This is a genomic window from Myroides sp. LJL116, assembly GCF_054871685.1.
Genome location: NZ_JBTXLR010000011.1, coordinates 26,171 through 46,527, shown reverse-complemented (window position 1 = coordinate 46,527; position 20,357 = coordinate 26,171). Strand labels below are relative to the sequence as shown.

The 20,357-nt window shown below is 32.6% G+C and carries 19 protein-coding genes, 1 tRNA gene and 1 pseudogene; 6 read left to right on the top strand and 15 right to left on the bottom strand.

Annotated elements, in window-relative coordinates; all coding sequences use genetic code 11:
• The first annotated feature begins 408 nt into the window (after nt 1-408).
• The 3 genes from ACYSNM_RS09585 (at nt 409) to ACYSNM_RS09575 (ending at nt 3,238) form a co-directional block, all read left to right on the top strand.
• Nucleotides 409-1,155 (top strand): outer membrane beta-barrel protein, encoded by a 747-nt coding sequence (locus ACYSNM_RS09585; protein WP_461756688.1) that lies wholly within the window; start codon nt 409-411, stop codon nt 1,153-1,155.
• A gap of 14 nt (nt 1,156-1,169) precedes the next feature.
• Nucleotides 1,170-2,846: a S41 family peptidase gene (locus ACYSNM_RS09580; protein WP_461756687.1), complete on the top strand. Its 1,677-nt coding sequence runs from the start codon at nt 1,170-1,172 to the stop codon at nt 2,844-2,846.
• Between the two features lie 307 nt (nt 2,847-3,153).
• A tRNA-Ser gene (locus ACYSNM_RS09575) sits at nt 3,154-3,238 on the top strand.
• Between the two features lie 190 nt (nt 3,239-3,428).
• On the opposite strand, the pseudogene ACYSNM_RS09570 reads toward ACYSNM_RS09575, so the two are convergent.
• The 6 genes and pseudogenes from ACYSNM_RS09570 to ACYSNM_RS09545 all read right to left on the bottom strand — a co-directional run bounded on the left by ACYSNM_RS09570 (nt 3,429) and on the right by ACYSNM_RS09545 (nt 7,644).
• Nucleotides 3,429-3,681 (bottom strand): annotated as a pseudogene (locus ACYSNM_RS09570) (Txe/YoeB family addiction module toxin).
• A complete protein-coding gene (locus ACYSNM_RS09565; RefSeq protein ID WP_461756686.1) occupies nt 3,678-3,935 on the bottom strand; it encodes a type II toxin-antitoxin system Phd/YefM family antitoxin in 258 nt (85 codons plus the stop codon). The pseudogene ACYSNM_RS09570 and the gene ACYSNM_RS09565 overlap by 4 nt, the downstream one beginning before the upstream one ends.
• Before the next feature lie 234 nt (nt 3,936-4,169).
• Entirely contained in the window at nt 4,170-4,583 is a 414-nt protein-coding gene (locus tag ACYSNM_RS09560; RefSeq protein WP_461756685.1) for a helix-turn-helix domain-containing protein, read from the bottom strand.
• 648 nt (nt 4,584-5,231) lie between these two features.
• A complete protein-coding gene (gene mtnN, locus ACYSNM_RS09555) occupies nt 5,232-5,954 on the bottom strand; it encodes a 5'-methylthioadenosine/S-adenosylhomocysteine nucleosidase (protein ID WP_461756684.1) in 723 nt (240 codons plus the stop codon).
• Between the two features lie 117 nt (nt 5,955-6,071).
• On the bottom strand, nt 6,072-6,701 hold the full coding sequence (locus ACYSNM_RS09550) for a hypothetical protein (protein ID WP_461756683.1): 630 nt from the start codon (nt 6,699-6,701) through the stop codon (nt 6,072-6,074).
• Between the two features lie 445 nt (nt 6,702-7,146).
• Nucleotides 7,147-7,644, bottom strand: a complete 498-nt coding sequence (locus ACYSNM_RS09545; RefSeq protein WP_461756682.1) for a hypothetical protein — start codon at nt 7,642-7,644, stop codon at nt 7,147-7,149.
• Nucleotides 7,645-8,362: 718 nt separating this feature from the next.
• Between ACYSNM_RS09545 and ACYSNM_RS09540 the strand changes: the two genes are divergently transcribed.
• The 3 genes from ACYSNM_RS09540 (at nt 8,363) to yfdV (ending at nt 12,868) form a co-directional block, all read left to right on the top strand.
• On the top strand, nt 8,363-10,081 hold the full coding sequence (locus ACYSNM_RS09540) for a nitrilase-related carbon-nitrogen hydrolase (RefSeq protein ID WP_461756681.1): 1,719 nt from the start codon (nt 8,363-8,365) through the stop codon (nt 10,079-10,081).
• A gap of 575 nt (nt 10,082-10,656) precedes the next feature.
• Nucleotides 10,657-11,790 (top strand): cupin domain-containing protein, encoded by a 1,134-nt coding sequence (locus ACYSNM_RS09535; RefSeq protein WP_461756680.1) that lies wholly within the window; start codon nt 10,657-10,659, stop codon nt 11,788-11,790.
• A 121-nt stretch (nt 11,791-11,911) separates the two neighbouring features.
• A complete protein-coding gene (yfdV, locus tag ACYSNM_RS09530; protein ID WP_461756679.1) occupies nt 11,912-12,868 on the top strand; it encodes a transporter YfdV in 957 nt (318 codons plus the stop codon).
• Between the two features lie 144 nt (nt 12,869-13,012).
• On the opposite strand, the gene ACYSNM_RS09525 is transcribed toward yfdV, so the two are convergent.
• From ACYSNM_RS09525 to ACYSNM_RS09485, 9 genes are all read right to left on the bottom strand, one after another.
• A complete protein-coding gene (locus ACYSNM_RS09525; RefSeq protein ID WP_461756678.1) occupies nt 13,013-13,621 on the bottom strand; it encodes an alpha-ketoglutarate-dependent dioxygenase AlkB family protein in 609 nt (202 codons plus the stop codon).
• A 186-nt stretch (nt 13,622-13,807) separates the two neighbouring features.
• Nucleotides 13,808-14,650, bottom strand: a complete 843-nt coding sequence (locus ACYSNM_RS09520) for a methylated-DNA--[protein]-cysteine S-methyltransferase (protein ID WP_461756677.1) — start codon at nt 14,648-14,650, stop codon at nt 13,808-13,810.
• Between the two features lie 273 nt (nt 14,651-14,923).
• On the bottom strand, nt 14,924-15,139 hold the full coding sequence (locus ACYSNM_RS09515; RefSeq protein ID WP_461756676.1) for a hypothetical protein: 216 nt from the start codon (nt 15,137-15,139) through the stop codon (nt 14,924-14,926).
• Between the two features lie 288 nt (nt 15,140-15,427).
• Nucleotides 15,428-15,868 carry a DUF2750 domain-containing protein gene (locus tag ACYSNM_RS09510; protein WP_461756675.1) on the bottom strand — a complete coding sequence of 147 codons (441 nt, stop codon included), beginning with the start codon at nt 15,866-15,868 and terminating at the stop codon, nt 15,428-15,430.
• Between the two features lie 218 nt (nt 15,869-16,086).
• The gene (locus ACYSNM_RS09505; protein WP_461756674.1) at nt 16,087-16,362 is read right to left on the bottom strand and encodes a hypothetical protein; all 276 of its coding nucleotides are present in this window, start codon (nt 16,360-16,362) and stop codon (nt 16,087-16,089) included.
• Between the two features lie 262 nt (nt 16,363-16,624).
• On the bottom strand, nt 16,625-16,855 hold the full coding sequence (locus tag ACYSNM_RS09500; RefSeq protein WP_461756673.1) for a hypothetical protein: 231 nt from the start codon (nt 16,853-16,855) through the stop codon (nt 16,625-16,627).
• Nucleotides 16,856-16,884: 29 nt separating this feature from the next.
• A complete protein-coding gene (locus tag ACYSNM_RS09495; protein WP_461756672.1) occupies nt 16,885-18,126 on the bottom strand; it encodes a toxin-antitoxin system YwqK family antitoxin in 1,242 nt (413 codons plus the stop codon).
• A gap of 16 nt (nt 18,127-18,142) precedes the next feature.
• Nucleotides 18,143-19,285, bottom strand: a complete 1,143-nt coding sequence (locus ACYSNM_RS09490; RefSeq protein ID WP_461756671.1) for a toxin-antitoxin system YwqK family antitoxin — start codon at nt 19,283-19,285, stop codon at nt 18,143-18,145.
• Between the two features lie 61 nt (nt 19,286-19,346).
• Entirely contained in the window at nt 19,347-20,354 is a 1,008-nt protein-coding gene (locus tag ACYSNM_RS09485; protein WP_461756670.1) for an SPFH domain-containing protein, read from the bottom strand.
• Nucleotides 20,355-20,357: the final 3 nt, after the last annotated feature.

Below are 20,357 nucleotides of genomic sequence, written 5' to 3'. Positions count from 1 at the left end.
CTTTCAAAGACTTCCCTCTATTTATTTAAAATAGAGGGATTTTTTGTTTTAGCAACTAGTTTTCTATATGCATTAAAACTGCATAATAATCGGTATTTATCTTTTAAATAAAATAGTCCTTTTTGAATTTTGGTTCTACTTATATACTAAAAAAGTTTCTTAGTGCAATTATACGTTAAACTTCTAATTAAAATAGAGTAATAAAAATCCAACTTCTTAATACGAATACGAATTTTATTTACTATTTAAACAATAAACAGATAAAAAAAGTACATTTTTACCAAAATACAGCACATTAATAATTTATATACATTTGTTTCCAGAAACACCCAAGTAAATTTTATGTTAATTTTAATTTAAAATTAAGTAAAATAGTGCTATTTTGGAGCAATCAAAAAATAGTAAATTATGATTTCTTCAAAATTTAGTGGGTTAACCGCTATTATTCTGTCTGTGTTCAGCATGGCAATGCATGCACAAACACAACCAAATGATCAAACAGATCAAAAAGTCAAGCGCTTTAAAGTTGGGCTAGATGCCGGGTATACTAATACCAATTTAAGCGCAAATATTTCTAACCTTGTGGACTCTAAGTACACTTCAAGAGGAGGTTTTGCTATCAACACAAGCTTTGAGATGAATGTGTATAAAGACCTTTTTGTAGCTTCTGGTATTTCTTATATGCAAAGAAACTACGACTTTGAAAGAACTAATTCTCGCGAAGGTTGGCATTCAAAGTACAATAATGATTTTATCTCAGTTCCTTTATCTATTGGGGGGTATCTATTAAACAACCCTTATACCTCAGATGGAGTTTGGATTAAAGTTGCAGGAGGAATCTATGCAGAATATTGGGCTAAATCAAAAGTAAAAGGTACCTACCCTTTATTTGCTGAATTACAACCTGATGGAAGTTTCCCACTTGTGGATGCTTCAGAGAAATATGACTGGAAGAAAAATGAGAACCAATACCATAGAATGTCTATGGGATTACAAGGACAAATCCAACTTGGATACTCCATTAAGGAACTTGACTTTTATGCAGGGTATAGTTATCTGCATGGTCTAACAGACACCTATAAATATGATCATCCAGGTTCTAAAGTAGTAAGAAACACTTACATGGTTACTTTAGGAGCAGCGTATAAATTTTAATAAAATCATCGACAATGAGAAGAATAAAACATAAAATAGCAATCGTAGGGTTTTCCCTTTTAGCCTTATCCTCTTTAACGGTATTAAATTCTTGTTCTAGTGATGATTCTACCATTACAGACCCAAGAAGATTTACTGCAGCAGATGTACAATCTTACGAGGATTTATTTGTAGTCTTTTGGAAAACAATGGACCAACAATACAATTATTTCTATGAGCAAAAAGAACAAGGTATGGATTGGGATGCTATATATAAAGAGTATTTACCTAAATTCGCAGCCTTAAAAACTTATGGAAGACCAGGTGAAGACGACGGACAAATTAACGAGGATTACCTAATGGCAGAATCGTATTTTGAACAAATTATCGACCCTATCATCGACCAACACTTTAATGTGAAAATTCAATTTCCAGCAACAAGTAAAAATGTTATTAGAACAGTTACTTTCTATGGAGGTATGCTAGCGGAAACAAGACCAACTAATTATCCTTTTATTCCGAAGTTTAATTATATGGTTAACAGAGTTCAGAAAGATGCTTTTGTATTAAACAATACAAACTTAGGTATCATTGCGGGTCGTTTACAAGAAAATCCGGAGATTTTCTACTTGACTTACAATCAGTTTAATGTAACAAGTACTTTAAAAATAACTTTAGCAGAAAATTATTTAAACCCTGACCCTGGAAATGCTTTATTATTAACCCAAGATATTTTAAATGACTTAGAGTCTTTAAAGGCAATTGAGGACCAGGCAGTAAGAGAAAACATCAGAGATATCACCTTTGGTATTTTAGAGACATATAATTCATTTCCTAATTCGGAAGTATTCGCAAATTATATGGCAGAGGTAGCTAAATTCAATGCTACAGAAATTGTAAGTGACGAGCTTATGGTGGCTGCTCAAAGAGCCTATGTAGCTTATATGCAATTACCACAATTCAATACTATTGGACCTTATGGACCTTCTTATAATGCTCAAACAGCAGATTATGTAGGTGATTTTATTGGATTGATGACCAATCACGTAAATTTCGGATATAACTTTACCCAATTTAACAATGGTCTTGTTCAAGTATTAACCAGAGGGGAGTTCTACCAAGTATTCTTAAACCCTTTACATAAAGGAGATATTAAGAAAATTGTTATTGACTTACGTTCTAATGGTGGTGGAGCTGTAATTGACGCTCGCTTTATTTCAGATAGATTCATTACTTCTAGTGAAGTATTTGCTTACCAAAGAACAAGAGAAGGTAATGGTAGATTTAACTACACACCATGGGTAGAGGCCACTACACATCCACATGAATTTGGAATACCTGCAAACATTCCTATTGCTATCTTAACAGACAAAGGAAGTGCAAGTATGTCAGAGATTACAACATTAATGCTAAAATCTCAAGGAGATCAAGTTGTAAGTGTAGGAGATTATAGTGCTGGTGCAACTGCTGGTTTAGGAACAACAGATGACTTCAACGGTGGTACAAGAGATGCTATTGCAGGAGGAAAACTATCTTTCTACATGCCTCTTCTAGCAATGAAAGATGCTAAAGGAGTAGTAGTAGAAGGAATTGGAATTAAACCTGAGTTCCCTGTAACTCCATTAACTCCAGAGGAAATGTCTCAAATGAACTCTGTTGATTTTGATGACAAAGTATTAAATCAAGCAATTGAATACTTAAACTCTAAATAATTAAAACTAAAAATAAGAGATGGATTTTCCATCTCTTATTGTTTTTATAAAGTTTCCCCATCATAATTCTTACTACAATTGAGATAGTAAGCTTATAAAAGCCTTGATTACTCTATTTGGATTACTTATTTAGAAGAGAAAATCATGCGTTTTCAAGTTTTATAAAAAAAATTTATAAAATTAAGTTCCTCATATAAAATAACTTACAACACTACCGATTAAAAAAATGAATTTTATTTGATTTTAGCCTTGTATAGTGCTATAAATATTCTATATTTGCACCCAGTTAGACCAAAGGAATAACCTTGGAGAAATGGCAGAGTGGTCGATTGCGGTAGTCTTGAAAACTATTGACTGTAACAGGTCCGGGGGTTCGAATCCCTCTTTCTCCGCAAAGAAAAACCGATAACAATTGTTATCGGTTTTTTTTATGTCAATAAATAATTAATATTCCTGTCTAAAGTTTGGTTACGAATCACATCTCACCTGTGCACTTTGATTAGAATACATAATTAGATATTACGATCTACACCAGTTTGGTATACTTTTGCTAGAATGTCAAGTTATAGTTTAACAATTTAATCAGTAATGAAAACAGCACTTTGCTATTAATATTTGTCCATCTTCATACTTATAAATTAAACGATGTTCCTCATCTATTCTACGTGACCAAAAACCAGAGTATTTATGCTTTAATGGCTCTGGTTTACCAATTCCCATAAAAGGTGTAAGTTAAATGTATTTTAATAAATCATTGATTCGTTGTACTATTTTCTTACCAGTTTTTTACAGAAAAATAATCTTCCTAAGATTGATCGACGAAAATATATCTCATTTATTCTTTGATAACTTTCTTTCAAAAGGCTGAGTAGTTTTTAATTTTTCGATTGCTGAATCAAGCCTTAGTTCATTGATTCGCGAAGATAGTTCATGATTTGTTGTCATTAATGAATTATACTGTTCTAACGACATGACAACAATCCCAGAATCTTTTTCCCTGTTGATAATTAAGCTTTCAAAATTCTTTGAAACTCTATCTAAATATGATTTTATATCTTTTCTAAAATCTGACAAACTTATTACTAACATAATCTTATGTTTTATTATGTTGAAATTTAAGCGCAATATTTTGATTAACAAAATATACTTTCACTTCAACACCCCAAAAAAAACATACTACTCAATAAGTTACCCCTACTTTTTAATTAATATTCCTCACATTTTTTTAGATACTATAGGTGATAAAGGGAGCTAATAGTAAAAGAAAATACCTTAGAAAATGAAGTGCCTTACCTCTGTAAAACAGCAAACTGCTATTATATTTTAATTGATTAATTCTAATTCAACTAATTCTTTTCCGAACTCATGTAGTTTGGACTGAATTTTTTCTGTAGTTTTCTTACTTGGTCTTCTATGTCCTGTTAAATAATGGCTTAATTGCCCTTGATTAACTCCAGTGAGGCGCTCTAAGCCTGCTAAAGAAATTACTTTACTATAATACTCTAAGAATGAAGGTATATCATAAGCAATACTAAAATTCGCTTCTACAAATTCTTTTTCCTTCTTCTGGTAAAATGCTTTCATTTCCTCATATGATTTTTTAAAATCATTCACAGCTTCATTAACTGTATATCCTTCTCCATGAATTCCATAATTTAATGTCTTATCTTCCAAGTCAACATATACTCCATAAGTACCATCTGTTCCTCTTTCTATAAAAGCTTTTACTGTTTTCATGATGTTTGATGTTTTTTAAATTACAATTATTTATGATTAAGACTTTAAGCCCGAATCTTTAAAAATACTTTTCTCTGTACCTTTTTTAACTTCTTGACTTCTGTGATTACTCATCTTAAAGTAGCTATCTGTGATTGGACTATATCATAGAGGATGTCCATTCATTAACTCCCCGGTGTCGAAACATCCGATTTTCTTAAGTTTTTTCTCTAGCACCGAATATTTAATAAAACGAGAAGTTATAATTACTCACCACAAAGATACGAATATTAATATCATAAAACATGCTATTATGTTGTTTTTAAACAACTTAACTAATCATAGTCATACTTAATTCGCCTCTAACAACACTAAGAAATTATCTTAAATCAAAGAAAAACAGAATTTGGAAAGTCATTTATATCACTTAGGTAGTACACAAACAGCTGCTAGAATTAAGGATGTTTTAAAAACTAACAAGCTTGTAAAAAACCTCACCTCATTATCTAACACTGTATCAAAGAAATAAACCGTATAAATTTAGTATTAAGAACCAAAAGTGTAAAAGATTTATTGTAGAATTGGGGATGTTATTCCAGTGTAAAAATCTCTAATTTTATTTTTAATAAGTGGATTTAAACATAATATTAGAGTCCACAGATGTTCGTATTACACTTGCCTTTGTTTATCTAATTTAAGTAGTAATGCTTGTAGTACACCAACGGAAATTTCAGAAGCTTTATCGCAATTCTTATCAAACTCATCTATTCCAATTGCATCTAAAGTGTCTGTAATAGTTCTAACCGATAAAAAAGGCACTTGATTTACATAACAAACATGAGCTATTGCAGCGGTTTCCATATCCACACAAAGAGGTGAGAATTTCTCTTCTATGTCTTTTCTATGATTGTTTTCAATGAAACTTTCCCCTGAAATAATTCTTCCAAAATAGATATTATCTAATTGATTTTCATTGACTATTTCCTTAGTTAATTCTACAAGATTAGAGTCAGAAGAAAAGTAAATAGTATCCATCCATGGATGAAACTCTGTTAATATGTCTTGAGCAACATCCCAATAAGCAGTCTCTGTCGCTACAATAGTATCAAACAATTTAATCCCTTTGTCAATTCCTCCACAGGTTCCACCATTAATAACGGTGTTACACCCAAATGTATCTATCAAGATCTGTGTTGCTAAAGCAGCATTTGTTTTACATACTCCACAATATAAAGCAATAATTTCCAATCCTTTAAAACTTCCTTTATAGAATTTAAGCATAGCTTTAGATTCTACCTGACAATTCTCTAATAGAGGTAGAAATGGAGCTAACTCTTGATCACCTGCGAAGATGACTCCAATTTTCAAATTAAAAGATAATGTATTTATCATATGTATATCACTTTAAATAAAAAAGAACGGACTCTAGTGTTGTTCCTTGAAAATACTCTTTGAAGGCCAATCTTCCTTACCTATTTAAAACATTGATTTTCCTGTTTACCTCTTATCCTATTTGTCTAATGCTTTACCTACTATACTAATTAACTCCTCTGGAGTTAAAAAGCCTTGCATAAACTCCTGTAGGTTTCCCTCATTGGTTATTTCACAAAAGAATTCTTCATGATCCGTACCAAAGACAGTTGGATTTTCTTGATTTGGATCTTCTAAGCAAATATAGTAGTGATCAGGAAAACCGTAACTATAAAATAGCTGTATCATTGTAGGAGTTTGGGTTCCACTTACTTTTTCAATTGGGCTTAAATTGACAACATCCGGGTCAGAGAAATCTTGATTCCACTGCTCATAATCCTCTGTCCCTTCTTGAAAAGGAGTGAAAGGCGTTGCAGTCCAAAACATCTGTCCCCTACCTTGTTTTGTATCAACAAAATAATACTTAAGCATTTTATCAAAAAAAGCTTTTCTATCTGTTTGTATCAAATCTTGGTTATCATCTATAAATTCACTTAAACCGTAAATAGGTTCTTGATCTTGCTCTAATGCCCAAGGTGTATCTTCTGGTTTTGGATATAAAACGCTATTAAAAGTAATGCTTTGAATATCTTCTTGTAAAAATCTTCCCTTTACTCTACTTATATCCGCACCTAAAGCGTGCATCCTATCTAATATTATTTGTTTCATTTTGTCTTGCAATTCTTACCATTATACCTTTTGTTGTTTGCAGTTATATCCCTTATAGATACCCTTACTTAAATGCTTTTAAAAAGTAAGCTTTCTATAAAAACCAGTGACACCCAGTTTACATCTAATAATCAACTTATCTATAGGTGTTATTAATCTACAGTTATACAACATTTTAATTCCTTTGAATATCACCTTGTTACCTAAGTAGATTATTGGACTAAATATAAAAACACTGCTGTTATTGCACAACAAATAGATAATAAAAATGACGTATCATTCTATTAGTTGCATTCTAAATCTGCTTTTTTGCTTTTATCCAATACCCAGCTATAGCCCTCTTTGTATAATAGTAACCCAATTATACCTTCTATTTATTATAAAATAAAATGAGCCCGGTGTCCTACCGAGCTCATTTTATTTTAAATTCCAATATAAGCGATGCCTAACTGTTTTTTATTCTTTTATATGCGCGAATTAATTCTTTTAATTGGCGATTTGAGGTAACATCCACGTCTTTATCCGATAAAAAATGCTTAAAATTAAAAGTACTTCTATAATTTTTAACTAGGATTTCTTGATCAATGGCTAAAAGTTCACTTCTTAAATGTTGTTTCTGCTCCTCTATTGAACCAAGCAACTCAAATTTATCACCAAAATCTCTTCTAAATGTATTGGTATTAAACGGAATCGAGTTTAAAATTTGCATTTGTTTCTTCGATTTTAGGTCTAAACTAGCAATGATTTTAATTGCAAGTTCATCAATTTCACTCTTTGACAAAAGATCTAAATTTTCAGGAAGAAACGATTCGAATTTTTGTTTTTTCGTCTGTTTTTTGTGATTGGCAGTTTTTTCCCCCGTTGTAATAGGAATAATTCCACTTCCAAAACATTTTTCACAATTGCTATTAAAGCCTTGACAGCTACAAATTTCAGATCTCATCTATTTTATCGTTATTTTAATATTTATATAAGTATATAATTCATTTGTAAAGCAAATCTAAAGTTGTATCCCTACATAGCCTTACATTAGTTAACAAACACAATAATATTTGTTTATTGCTAAAACACAATAGGTAGACATTTTTGTTTTTAAGCTAGTTCTACTTTTATAAGTTCCCTCATAGACATTAAATATATGATTGGGATTTACAAATGTTATAAGGGGCAAATATACAACAAATCAAATGGAGTAAATACTGTTTTATTGGTGATGATTTTTTTAACTAATCGGATATTTCCACCTGTCCCCTTTTTGACTATTTCAATCTATAAAGAGGATATCCCACTACCCTGGTACAGCTGTTTTATTTATATATGCCATATAACATTCATTGTACTTTTACACTTAAAAAAAACACATATTGTATGTAAATTCACAACATTACTTATCATCATAGCAAAATTTTAGGTTAATTAAACTTTTATTTTAAAATATTTTATATATATATTTATCTAAAATTATTATAAAACAAAATAGTAACATTAACAAATAACAGGAAAGTAGACAAATACACACACATAAATTAATAATTAAAAAGACTTCTTATTGGATTGCAGCTATTATCTATTTATAGATAATAGCTGCAATCCAATAAAGTAATTTTGATGTGTCCTTTTTTAGTTAGGTAAATACTCATATATAACCATAACATCGAACAATGAAAGATCAAATTAAAGTTGCAGCAGTGGACTTTGTTCCTGCTTGGGGAAGTGTACAGACCAATATCTCCAATTTAGTACAAGCTGTGGAAAAAGTTGCAGAGCAAGGCGTAGATTTTGCTGTTTTCCCTGAAACTGCACAAAGTGGCTATCTATTTACAGATAGTGAGGAACTAACTCCTTTTCTAGATACTATTCCAGGAAAAACAACAGATGCTATTCTACCTTTATTAAAAAAGTATAATATGTATATGAGTGTTGGAATAGCCGAAAAAGATACACAAACTAATATTCCATACAATTCTGCAGTTTTAATGGGGCCTGAGGGAATTATTGGAACCTATAGAAAAATAGGTCTCAACTCTCAAGATCGAAAAGTATTTGGACCTGGAAATACCGACATAAATGTATTTGATACTCCAATTGGCAAAATAGCCTTATTAATTTGCTTTGATGATACCTATTGGCAATATGCACGTATTGCAATGCTAAAAGGAGCTCAAATTATTGCTTGGCATTCTGTATCTGATCGCGTAATGCCAAATGCAAGTGCAAAAGAAAAACTAGGCGACCACTCCACAGTTGCTCACGTACAGCATCTAAGCGCTTTAAATGGAGTTTGGGTAGTAGGAGCTACAAGAAGTGGTATAGAGACAAACCCAAACAATAATAGTCAGGTATACTACAATGGAGGTTCTAGTATTTGGAATCCTTCAGGGGAGAAAATCGCCCAAGCACCTGTAATAGGTCCAGTGGTACTACCAAATGGTTTACATGGAATATATACTGCTCACATTGATGTTTCTAAGGCCGATGCCGCTAAAGAAAGAATTCTTAAACGTCGCCGCCCAGAGCTATATAATCCCCTTTTAGCATTACACCGAGTGCCAACGGATATTAATGCTACTAAAACTAAAGTAGAAGCCACTTTAAAGGCTATACAATGGACAAGGTCTCAAACAAAACTTTCCACCATTGAAGTACAAAAACAGGAACTAGTGGTTTTACCTGAGTTTTCTGGATTTGAATACACAGATGACCCTACTATTATAAAAAGTAAGGCAGAGAGTAAAGATGGACCATTTGAAAAACAACTGTGCCAAATTGCCCTTAAAGGACAAGGATATATTGTAGGTAGCTATCCTGAGGTAGATAATGGTAAGTACTACCATACTATAGTACTTGGGGACCCTAGTGGAAAAATTATAAGTAGATACCGCGTAACCCACTTAAATGAAAGAGACGCTAAATGGGCTACTCCTGGAGAAAAAGCAGCGGTTATCTCAACGAGCATTGGAAGAATTGGCCTAGCAGCAGCTTATGAATTAGAAATTTCAGAAGTTGGTGGAATGCTTTGTGCTTTACGTGCAGATGTCTTAGCAGCCCCAGCTGGATTACCATCAACCTTAAAGGTACAGATTGATAAAGGACTTTATTCTATTGCAAATCCACCAACAGGTAAAGCAGATTATTTTTCTTATGCCGCTGCAACCCTTAATCAAATGTGGGTAGTTTGTGGAGGTAGATATGACAATGGATTTACTTCTTGTGGTATTTACGGTCCGGAACCTGTAGTTTTCACACCAACTCTTTTAGCAGAAAAACAAAAAGAGGCTGTACAGTCCATCTGCCAGATTCCAGCTCCTTATACTTGGATTAATCAAGATCAACTAATAGCTGGTCAAGCAGCAATTTGGTTTCCAATTATTGTCAAGTAAGCCGTTTACTTATTTTTTTACTTCAAGAGGATACTTAAGTAGTTAAAGGCTATCAACGGTAAAATTTACTTGTAAAACAAATTAGAAAGAACGTCTAAATCTGGGCCCAATATATATGACACCCCATTATTGAAAGGGTAAATTATATTGCTTAATGGTAAAGACAACAAAAATGCAAATCCGCTAGTAGGTTATAAAGCATCGTCTAATATAGGTAATTGAAAAACCATAATTAAGCCTTAGTTAAATAGAGTTAGGAATAGTAAATCTAAACCAAGAACTCATAACTACCAGATACTCAGTATTTAAGAAAATAGTAAATAAATTAAGTGAGAGCTAAGTATTTTTATAGAATACGCCAATAAAAAACATTCCAATGTTTTTTAGAAAAATTTTATACCTAAAACCACTAAAATACACAAGGAAAATGTATAATTAAGATAATAAATGAACTATATTTTTATTTTTTCACATTAATAATAATTAATCATCAAAATATTTTGACTCTATTTCATTTTTACCTATTTTAGTACTTCATTAACGATTTTAAAAATCATAAAATTTATATTTTAATTATGAAAAATAAACAACCTATTCGCGGAACCCAAGGGGCAGATATCATCGGACCTCGTAATCTTGGAATTGAAGATAAAAACCCAGACATTTTATTACCACCAGAAACAGACTGCGGAGGAATACCAAACTTAAAGTTTCCATTTGCAATGGCACATAACCGTTTAGAAGATGGTGGTTGGGCCCGTGAGGTTACTCAAAGAGAAATGGGAAGCTTAAAAGAGCTAGCTATTGTAAATATGCGCTTACCAGAAGGAGTTATTCGTGAGCTTCACTGGCATAAAGAAGGAGAATGGGCTTATGTATTAAAAGGAAAAGTAAGATTCTATTTAGTAGACGATCAACGTAATGTATTAATTGAAGATTTAGAAGAAGGAGACATCTGGTATGCACCTCCAGGATTCCCACACGCTATTCAAGGATTAGAAGGAGAAGGAACAGAGTTCGTTTTAGTATTTAGTGACGGAAACTTCTCTGAAAACCAAACACTATTAGTAACGGAACTTTTTGCTCATACTCCAAAAGAAGTTTTAGCTAAAAACTTTGGAGTGCCTGAATCAGCATTTAATGGTATTCCAAAAAGCCAAAAATATATTTTCCGCCTTCCAGTTCCAGGACCTATAGAAGAGGCTCGTAAGGAATTAGGAGCGGTTAATTTCACTAGCAAATATGTATTTAGAGCTTCTAAAGAGACTAAAAACAAATTTGAAGGTGGTGCAACACAAGTAGTGGATAATGTAAACTTCCCAGCTACAGATCTTGCAGCATTAATCATTGACTTAGAACCAGGTGGAATGAGAGAAATTCACTGGCACCCAGATGCAGATGAATTACAATTCTATATCAAAGGGAAAGCGCGTATGACTGTATTTGATGCAGTAAATAACGCTAGAACATTTGATTATGAAGCTGGAGACGTTGGATATGTACCTAGAACATTATCCCATTATATTGAAAACACAGGAGACGAACCTGTAAAAGTATTAAACGTTTTCCACACAGGTAAATATAGAGATGTATCGCTTAATAACTGGCTAGCTCTTACTCCTAAAGATATTGTTAGTGGTCACTTAGATATTGAAGAACCTTTTATTGATTCTTTACGTCAAAAATACCAAACAATTGTCAAAGGTTAATCTTCTAATTTTTGCTGATTAAAAAATTAGATAAATGACCTAGCACTAACCTTTAAGCTACTGCTGGTTCACTTATCTTATAAATGTTCAACATTATATATATAGATATATGGAAGAGTTTATGTCTAAAATGATATTCAATGACTTAATACCCATCTTGGCTATTTTACTCATTGCATACTTCAGTGCTAAAAAGAATATATTTGCACAAGGTCAATCTCAAGTTTTTAATAAGCTAGTATTAGATTATGCTTTACCATCGGCTTTATTTGTTTCTATTGTTAGAGCCGATAGACAGATGTTATTTGCAAATGCAACTTTGAGTATAATTACTGTTGTTGGACTAGTAGTATTGTTTATGCTTTCCTACTTTACCATACAACGATTCTTTAAACGTACAAAAGCAGAAGGAGCTGTATGTGCTTTAGTAGCTGGATCTCCAACTATTGGATTTTTAGGTTATGCCATTTTGGACCCATTGTACGGAACAGGAGTAGAAACAGGGTTAGTTATTGCCATTATTGCTATTGTGGTAAATGCAATTACCCTTCCTATTGGACTGTATCTATTAAATGCAGCTGGACTAAATGCAGATAAGGACGGTAAGAGTCCTTCTAATCTAAGCGCAATTATTAGCTCATTAAAACAACCCGTTGTATGGGCTCCAATTCTTGCAGTTGTTTTTGTTCTTGTTGGTATCAAAGTGCCTGCTCAAGTTGACCCAACCTTTCAATTACTAGCACAGGCCAATTCCAGTGTAGCTGTATTTGCTTCTGGTCTTACCTTAGCTGCTTACAAATTTGAATTAGATTGGGAGATTGCTTATAATACCTTTTTTAAATTAATTGTAATGCCTGGAGCTTTCTTAGCAGCAGGTTTAGCTTTTGGTTTAAGTGGAACTGTATTACAAATGCTGGTTCTAGGAGTTGCTTTACCACCAGCATTCTCTGGTGTAATCATTTCTGGAAAATACAATGTGTATACTCGTGAGGCTACCTCAAGTTTAACAGTAAGTGTAATCGGATTTGTTATAGCAGCACCTCTATGGGTTTATCTTGCAAAAACATTGAGTACTTAGAAGATTTAATTTAAACAAAGAAATACAATCCACCTCGCTTAATTTTTATTGAGCGAGGTTTTTTTATTCCTTCTGCCTCTATATAACTGCGATATACCTTCTTTTAAAGCTATATGGAACCTCTCCCCTTTACTTATTTGATTATTACAACTCTATTGTTCTAAAGGTTAGATTCACCCTTAAGCTATCTATTTTTGTAGTTGGAGGTAAACGGTGTAACCAATTGCTTTGGGTGGTTCCTTTCATTATTAAAAGACTTCCATGCTCCAAGAAAAGATCTATTTTCTCTTTGGTTTGTTTGTGTTTAAAAGCAAATTTTCGCTCAGCTCCAAAACTCACAGATGCAATCGCTCCATCTTTCTTTAAATCCTTTTCCCCATCACTATGCCAGGCCATTGCCTCTTGTCCATTATGGTATAAATTAAGCAAACAAGAGTTAAAGGTTTCCTGACTGTGTTGTTCTACTATCTTTTTTAATTCCAATAATTCATTAGTCCAAGCTAAGGCATGCTTGGTGGTATTGGAGTAAGTGTATTGAAAACTTTGATCACCATACCATGCAACTTTTCGCTTAGTAATGATTTTCTTACCGAAAATAATTGCCTGATCATGCTTCCACTCAATTCCCTGTAAGAGCTTGTCTAAAAAATAATCTGCTGTTTCTTGGTCAAATATCTTACCATAGTAATAAACCTCTCCTTGGCAGGGCAGCCAATTTTTAGCTGGGTCACTTTCAAAATCAAATAATTTCATTTTTATCTAGTATTATATAGTAATTGCACACAAAATTCATTCCACTAAAAACAGTGCATAGTTAAGCTTCAAAAACAATTAATTGTGCAAAAGCTTTACAAAGTAATCCTTTATTCCATCGCACTTTTACAAATAAGCACCCTAGGCTAGAATTTAAAATTTACCGCTAATGGCTTACTTTTAAACTTACTCATTTACTTGGGCAGCTTCCCACCCTATTAAAGCCGTTTTGCGATTAGGTTGCCATTTGTAGCCTCCAAAGTTACCAGAGGATTGAATCACTCTATGACAGGGTATTAAAAATGCTACGGGATTACTTCCTATTGCACTACCAACAGCTCTACAGGCTTTTGCATTGCCAATCTTTTGTGCAATACTACCATAAGTACACAGGGATCCTAAAGGAATTGTAAGTAGACTCTCCCATACTTTTAACTGGAAGTCTGTTGCTTTTAAATGCAACTTAATTTGAGGTAATTCCCTCCAATCTTTATGAAAAATACCTAAAGCATTTTGCTGTAGCTGGTCTGTTTTTTGCTGTAAAATAGCATTGGGAAATTCTGCTTTAAGTTGCTGTAAAGCACCTATTTCATCTTGTACAAAGGCCATATAGCAAATTCCTTTTTGCGTAGAGGCAATAAGTAGATTACCAAATAAACTAGAAGCAAAACTATAATTAATACAAAGATTCTTTCCTCCATTTTTATATTCCAATGGAGTCATTCCCTCTATACTGATAAACAAATCATGTAAACGACTCGTACTAGAAAAACCAGCTTCTATACTTGTAGAAAGTAAGGTAGCTTGTTTTTGTTTTAGTACACTTTTGGCATACTGTATACTTATATATTGCAGGAACCTTTTAGGTGTGGTCCCAGCCCATTTAGTGAATATGCGTTTAAAATGGGAAGCACTAAGATGTATACTTTGAGCAATCTGCTCGGTAGAGGGTTGGTCTTGGAAATTTTCTATGATATAGTCAATTGCCTTTGCAATTCTTTGATAATCTATAGCGTCCTGGGTTTTCATAATAGCTAGCTTTATACTACAAAGGTCTAAAAAAAGGATCAGCTGTAAAATCCGAAATGGACCATTTATTCTACAAAAAAGTATTCTGTAGAATAAATGATCCACAATCTTATGTTTATATTTTAGTGCATAGGTAGATCATAACGCAAGTAAAAATGCGCCAAATAGAAAATTATTTTACAAAACAATTCTAGTGAAACATCCCTAATGGCAGATTCTAAGTATTCCTAGCCAAGAATATAAGCAATAAAAAAAAGTTAATGTTTTTTACTTTCACTGGGATGAATTACTCTCCAATCCACCTTTTTTAAAGAAAACCTTTGCTACAAAAACGCAGAAAGCTATAAAAGCTATAAAAATAACAATACAAAAACCAGCTTTCCATGCTAAATCCCAAGAAACTAAAAACATATCCCATAGGGATACAATCCCTAAAACAGTTCCCATTAAAACAATTAAAATAACTGCGACTCCAACAATATACTTCATATGCTCATCTAGATTAAAATAAAAAACAAAACCAAATACTCTTAATTTTATAACAATATCTCTGTAATTTAACGTAGAGCATCTAACTAAAGGTAGTGTTTTTTCTTGACAATATATCTTTATTCTCTTAAAAATCAACTAGAAACAATAAGCTTTTACTTGTGATATACTTGGTGATTCTTCTACAGTTTTAATCTAAATCCATTACTTCTTCTAGTCCTAAATAGATATTATTTATACTTATTACAGGACAAATACTTGTCTTTTACTATAAGGACAAGGACACCTTTAGTCTTTATCTAAGTGATCTCCAATAATGGCATAATACTCTGGGAAATGCTCTAAATTACCTTGATTAGTTAATTCTTCTAAAATAGAAAGGGCTAATTCCATGGGTTTTGTTTCTGCACAATACAGCTTAGGATCTGAATCTATTGCTGCAATAGTCTCATCTTTATCCATTCCAATACACCAATTTTTCAAAAATGAATACAAGGCAATTTCCACTAGCTCAAAATCCTCCCATTCCTTCTCTTGACAAGCCTTAGCATAAGCTTTTTTAGACCAAAAACAGAGTGCTACAGCTCTATCTCCATCAGAATCCTCATAGTGGTTCGAATAAAGATAAGCAAACCCAGAGGTGGATTTTAAAGCATACACCACCTGGTTTTCACAAATTTTTTCTAAGAATCGCTGGTATCTTTTTTCTATTAAAGCGCTATCTTTCATATCTTTATTATTTCTAAGTTTCTAACTCAATTTAAATATTCTCCTTGGTTAGCATGCCAATTTTATTGTTGAATATATTGTTTTAAAATTATTCTATATAGTTGGTAGTTACATACCCTATAAATTACAAAACAGCATGCCCATTAGCCTTTTCTTTTTCCAAGATTAAGGCTTCAAAGTCAAAATCTATAAGATATTTTATAGTAAAGACTATATTATTATAGGTTAATTTCTTTGGCTTGATCCCAACAACTCTCACATAAGAGCTTAAAGTCACAATCCAAAAACCACTGCTCCCTCTGCTCTTCATTTTGGGCTAATGCCCATCTATCTTCACATTTTTGACACCATGCATCCGCGCGAGCAGTATCTCCTTGATCGTGCTCAAAAAAGCCCAAAGGGCTTGGATCAAATAAACTATGTGCTAAATGAGTACATAACAAACCTATTCCCTTGGTCCCATGCTTAGAACATTCTACTTTTGTATTAGCCATATTTGTTTTTATTTAAAAATCAAATTAAGGCCTTTTCCAATAAGCATACAATCCCTGAATATAGCTAAAACCACCTTTAAATTAGCTCTATAACAATTACCAACATACATGTTTAGTTAGATCTTATTTCAAAGATAAATTAGATATAAAACAAAAAAGCCCCTAATAAGGGACCATTTGTTTTGCATCTACTTCTTGTTAGTCTTTTTAAACTACTCTGATTAAAAAAACGTAAAAAGTACTTTAATACTCTTACAGTTTATTACTTTATAGGATGGGCATTATTCCCCTTGTCTTGCTTTGATTCTTTCTTGAAAAATGCACCCCATACCATAATGGCAAAAGCGATAAATCCAACAAATATTACAATGCTAATGGATGCCTTAAATACTACATCCCAAGAAACCAGAAAAATATCCCAAATAGCCAATATTCCTAAAATAGCTCCTATTAATAATAGTAGTGCTACTACAATTCCAATAAAATATTTCATATGCCTGTGTGTGTTTTAAATTAATTGGATTATTGTAAATCAATAATCCCCCATTGATCCTCCACTAATTTTACAATAGGTTTCCCTTTAAAAATAGTGTTTTTCTTTATAATCTCTCCTTTTGGACTATACTCAAGTACAACTACATAATTGCCATTCTCATCGCGAAGTTGCACCTGGTTTAGTAAACCATTTTTATCATAACTCTTATATGCAAAACTTTTATTATCCTTAAAAAGAGTTTCTCCAATTAAAGCCCCACTTATAGGGTCAAATTCCTTAGAACTTACTTGAACTCCATCTTGGTATTCTACTTGTAAATAAAGTACTTCTTTGGAGTTATAATAGTTTTGTGTCCCTTGTCTTTTGCCGTTTTGGTAGAACTCCTTTTGAGTCAATCTTAATTTACCTGGGCCTAGAGAATAGACCAGTTTTTGTCCCTCTAATTGGCCGTTATCATACTGCTCTTGGGTATATATCTTCCCCTTTTGGTAATGTATAACCTCATTGTGGTATCTCCCATTTAAATAGTTTGCCTCTAATTCTATGTCTCCATTGGGCAAATAAGAAATCCAAGAACCTGTTTTTTCATTGTTTGCATAATTGCCTTTTTGGGCAAGTTTTCCATCTACATAATTCTTTTGATAAGGCCCATGTAACGCATCGTTGTTATAGGTTAATAATTCTGTATTACCTGTAAGATCTCTTTGAATTACTTGTCCATCTAACTTCCCATTTATATAGTTCTTTTGGCTTTTAATAGTACCATCTTGAAAATACTCTGTCACAGGTCCATTAATCTTTTCTTGGGTATACTTTAGATGTTTCTGTAATTGCCCATTGGGATAATAAAGCCAATACTCTGTAATTTGCCCATTATCAGCAAGATACTTTTCGTTAGTAACAAAAATAGATTGCTCTGCGTGATAAATCCCTTTTTTAAGTTGATATCTCTCTTGTTCTACATTATAATAAAACACCTTTAACTCTCCGTCTATATATCCCTTTGAAGCCTTTAACTCTATGTGTTTAGTAGGATTAACTATAAGGTGATACTCCCCATTTAAAGCTTTCCCATTTTGATCATAAAGCATAAAAGTAGTATCTAAAGGGTTTTTAACCACATCTATCCTTATAAGTTCGGGTGCCTTATCTATATTGTTATTGGAGATAACAAAGCCTTTATAGTGTTGTTTGTCCAAAATTTGACTCTGTACACTCCCCGAGTAACACACCCAAAATAGCAGTAATAATAATATTTTTGTTTGCATAAAAAGCGGCTTAATTTTAATGAACTAAATCTATAATTCCATACTGGTCTTCTAAGAATAGTACCTCTTTGTTCTTCTTATAATTCTTATTGTTATAAGTGGGCTTACCTACTGAGTCATATTTTAGTACATCCACTAAAACGCCAGACTCATCTAACATTCTAACCTTGTCTAACTTACCATTAAGATATTGCTTTTCCCAAATCATTTCCCCTTGATTGTACATAGATTCTCTCCATAAAAACCCTTGGTAATAAGCCTTATAAACTCCATGGTATTCTCCCTCATTAAAGGTTGTTTCCATCACTAGTCCATAAGGTTCTTGTTCATATTCTTGTGCCTTACCATGGAGTTTTTCATCTTTGTATTCCCTATAAAGATGAATTTTATCTTTATCGAAATAAGTGATAGAAACCCCATTTAGCTTTCCGTTTTCATAGGTAGAAGTCTCTTTTAATACCCCGTCTACTCTATAGTGTTTCCAAAGGGAAGTATACTGTGCGTCTTTGTCAAATTTTCCTTGGTATTTTAACTGTCCATTGTCATAATACTCCTTGTAATCACCAACTAAAACATCTTTTTGATAATGGGCTATTACTTTGGAATTATCCTCTAAGATTCTTTGGCTTTCTCCATGTAAGTAACCTTGTTTATAATTGGATTTTTCTATCCAATTCCCCTCAGGGTCATATACTACCATCAAACCATCTTGTAAACCTTGTTTATCATAGGTTATTTGCTTTTCTACTTGACCATTTTGATGGTAGTATATAGCATTTTCCAATACCCCATTATTATAAGACTTGGCACTTTTTAAAGCTTGATTGTCATAATAATTCTTACTCTGTAAATGTAGCTTCCCCTTTTGATAATTAAACTCCTTATCTAATTGCTCTTTGTAATAAACCTTTGATAAGCCATCTAATAAACCATTAGAAAAATGCAATACACCAGTACTTAGTCCGTTGGGACTTAAAATAAGGTAATAAGTACCGTTAATATTACTTTGATCTTTGCTGTTTTTATAAACTTGAACACCATTACCCAATGAAGTTTGCTCTATAGAAACAGATTGATTCTGGGGTTGTCCGTTTAAAATTTGAACACCTTGAAAAACACCATCCTCTAAGGAAACTCCTCCAGTATATTGTCCATACATAGGTATAAACAATAGAAACAACAAAAGGCTTAGTAAAAATTTTCTCAGACTGATCATGGGCTTAGATTCGGGAAAGAATTTCTCTTTTTTTAGTTTCAAACTCCTCTTGGGTTAAGATCTGTTGATCTACCAATTCCTTTAATGCTTTTAATTGCTCAATAGGATCTTTGTCCCCAACTGCACCTTGGAAGCTATCTGGTTTTTGATCCATTATGGTCTTGCTTAACTCAAAACCTGCTCCCATTTGTAAGCCTGCACCAGCTAAACCACCTTCATTTTGAGCAGCATCACGTAAAGCACGAAGCTTTTCTAGTTCAATATAATTCATTCCTACTTGCTCGGCTGCAAGAGCCTCAGTAGTCATAGAAGCTATTTTTTGAATATGCTCCTTGGTGTTTTCATCAAAAGAACAGCTTTCTACTTGAAAATCTGTCAAAACAAGACCCAGCTTATCTAAAGTTTGATTTAGATTGGCCTTAATTTGTTCAGACATTAGAATTAGATGAGCATCTATTTGATTATAAGAAAAAGCACTTTGTGCCAAATAAGAAGTAAGAGAAGCAATAATACGTCCAGTGATAATTTCACGTAAATCCTCTGTAGTAAAAACATCCTTAGATCCTATTACATTAGTAAACAGCTCTTGTTGTTTTTCCATTCTTACTGAATAATTTCCATAAGCACCTAATTCAATGGGGATATTATATTGGCTATCTATATATTTAATAGGATTAGATGTACCCCATGATTGATTAACTATCTCAGCTGTTCTAAAGAAGTAAAGATGCATCTTATGCTCACTCTCAAAGGCTTGGCTAAGCTTTAATAAAGTAGTGATAAAAGGTATGTTCTTACTTGAAAGTAAATAAACTCCTGGAGTATCTAGTACATCTTGTACTTTTCCATCATATACTAAGATACATCCTTGTCCAGGAGATACAATTAACTTACTGGCATTTTTAATCTCACTAGTAGGAGTAGGAATTTTATAAAATAAATAATTAGATTCTTGGTCCTTCCATTCGACTACCGTACTTAGTTGTCTTTTAAAAAATGATTTTAATCCCATAAT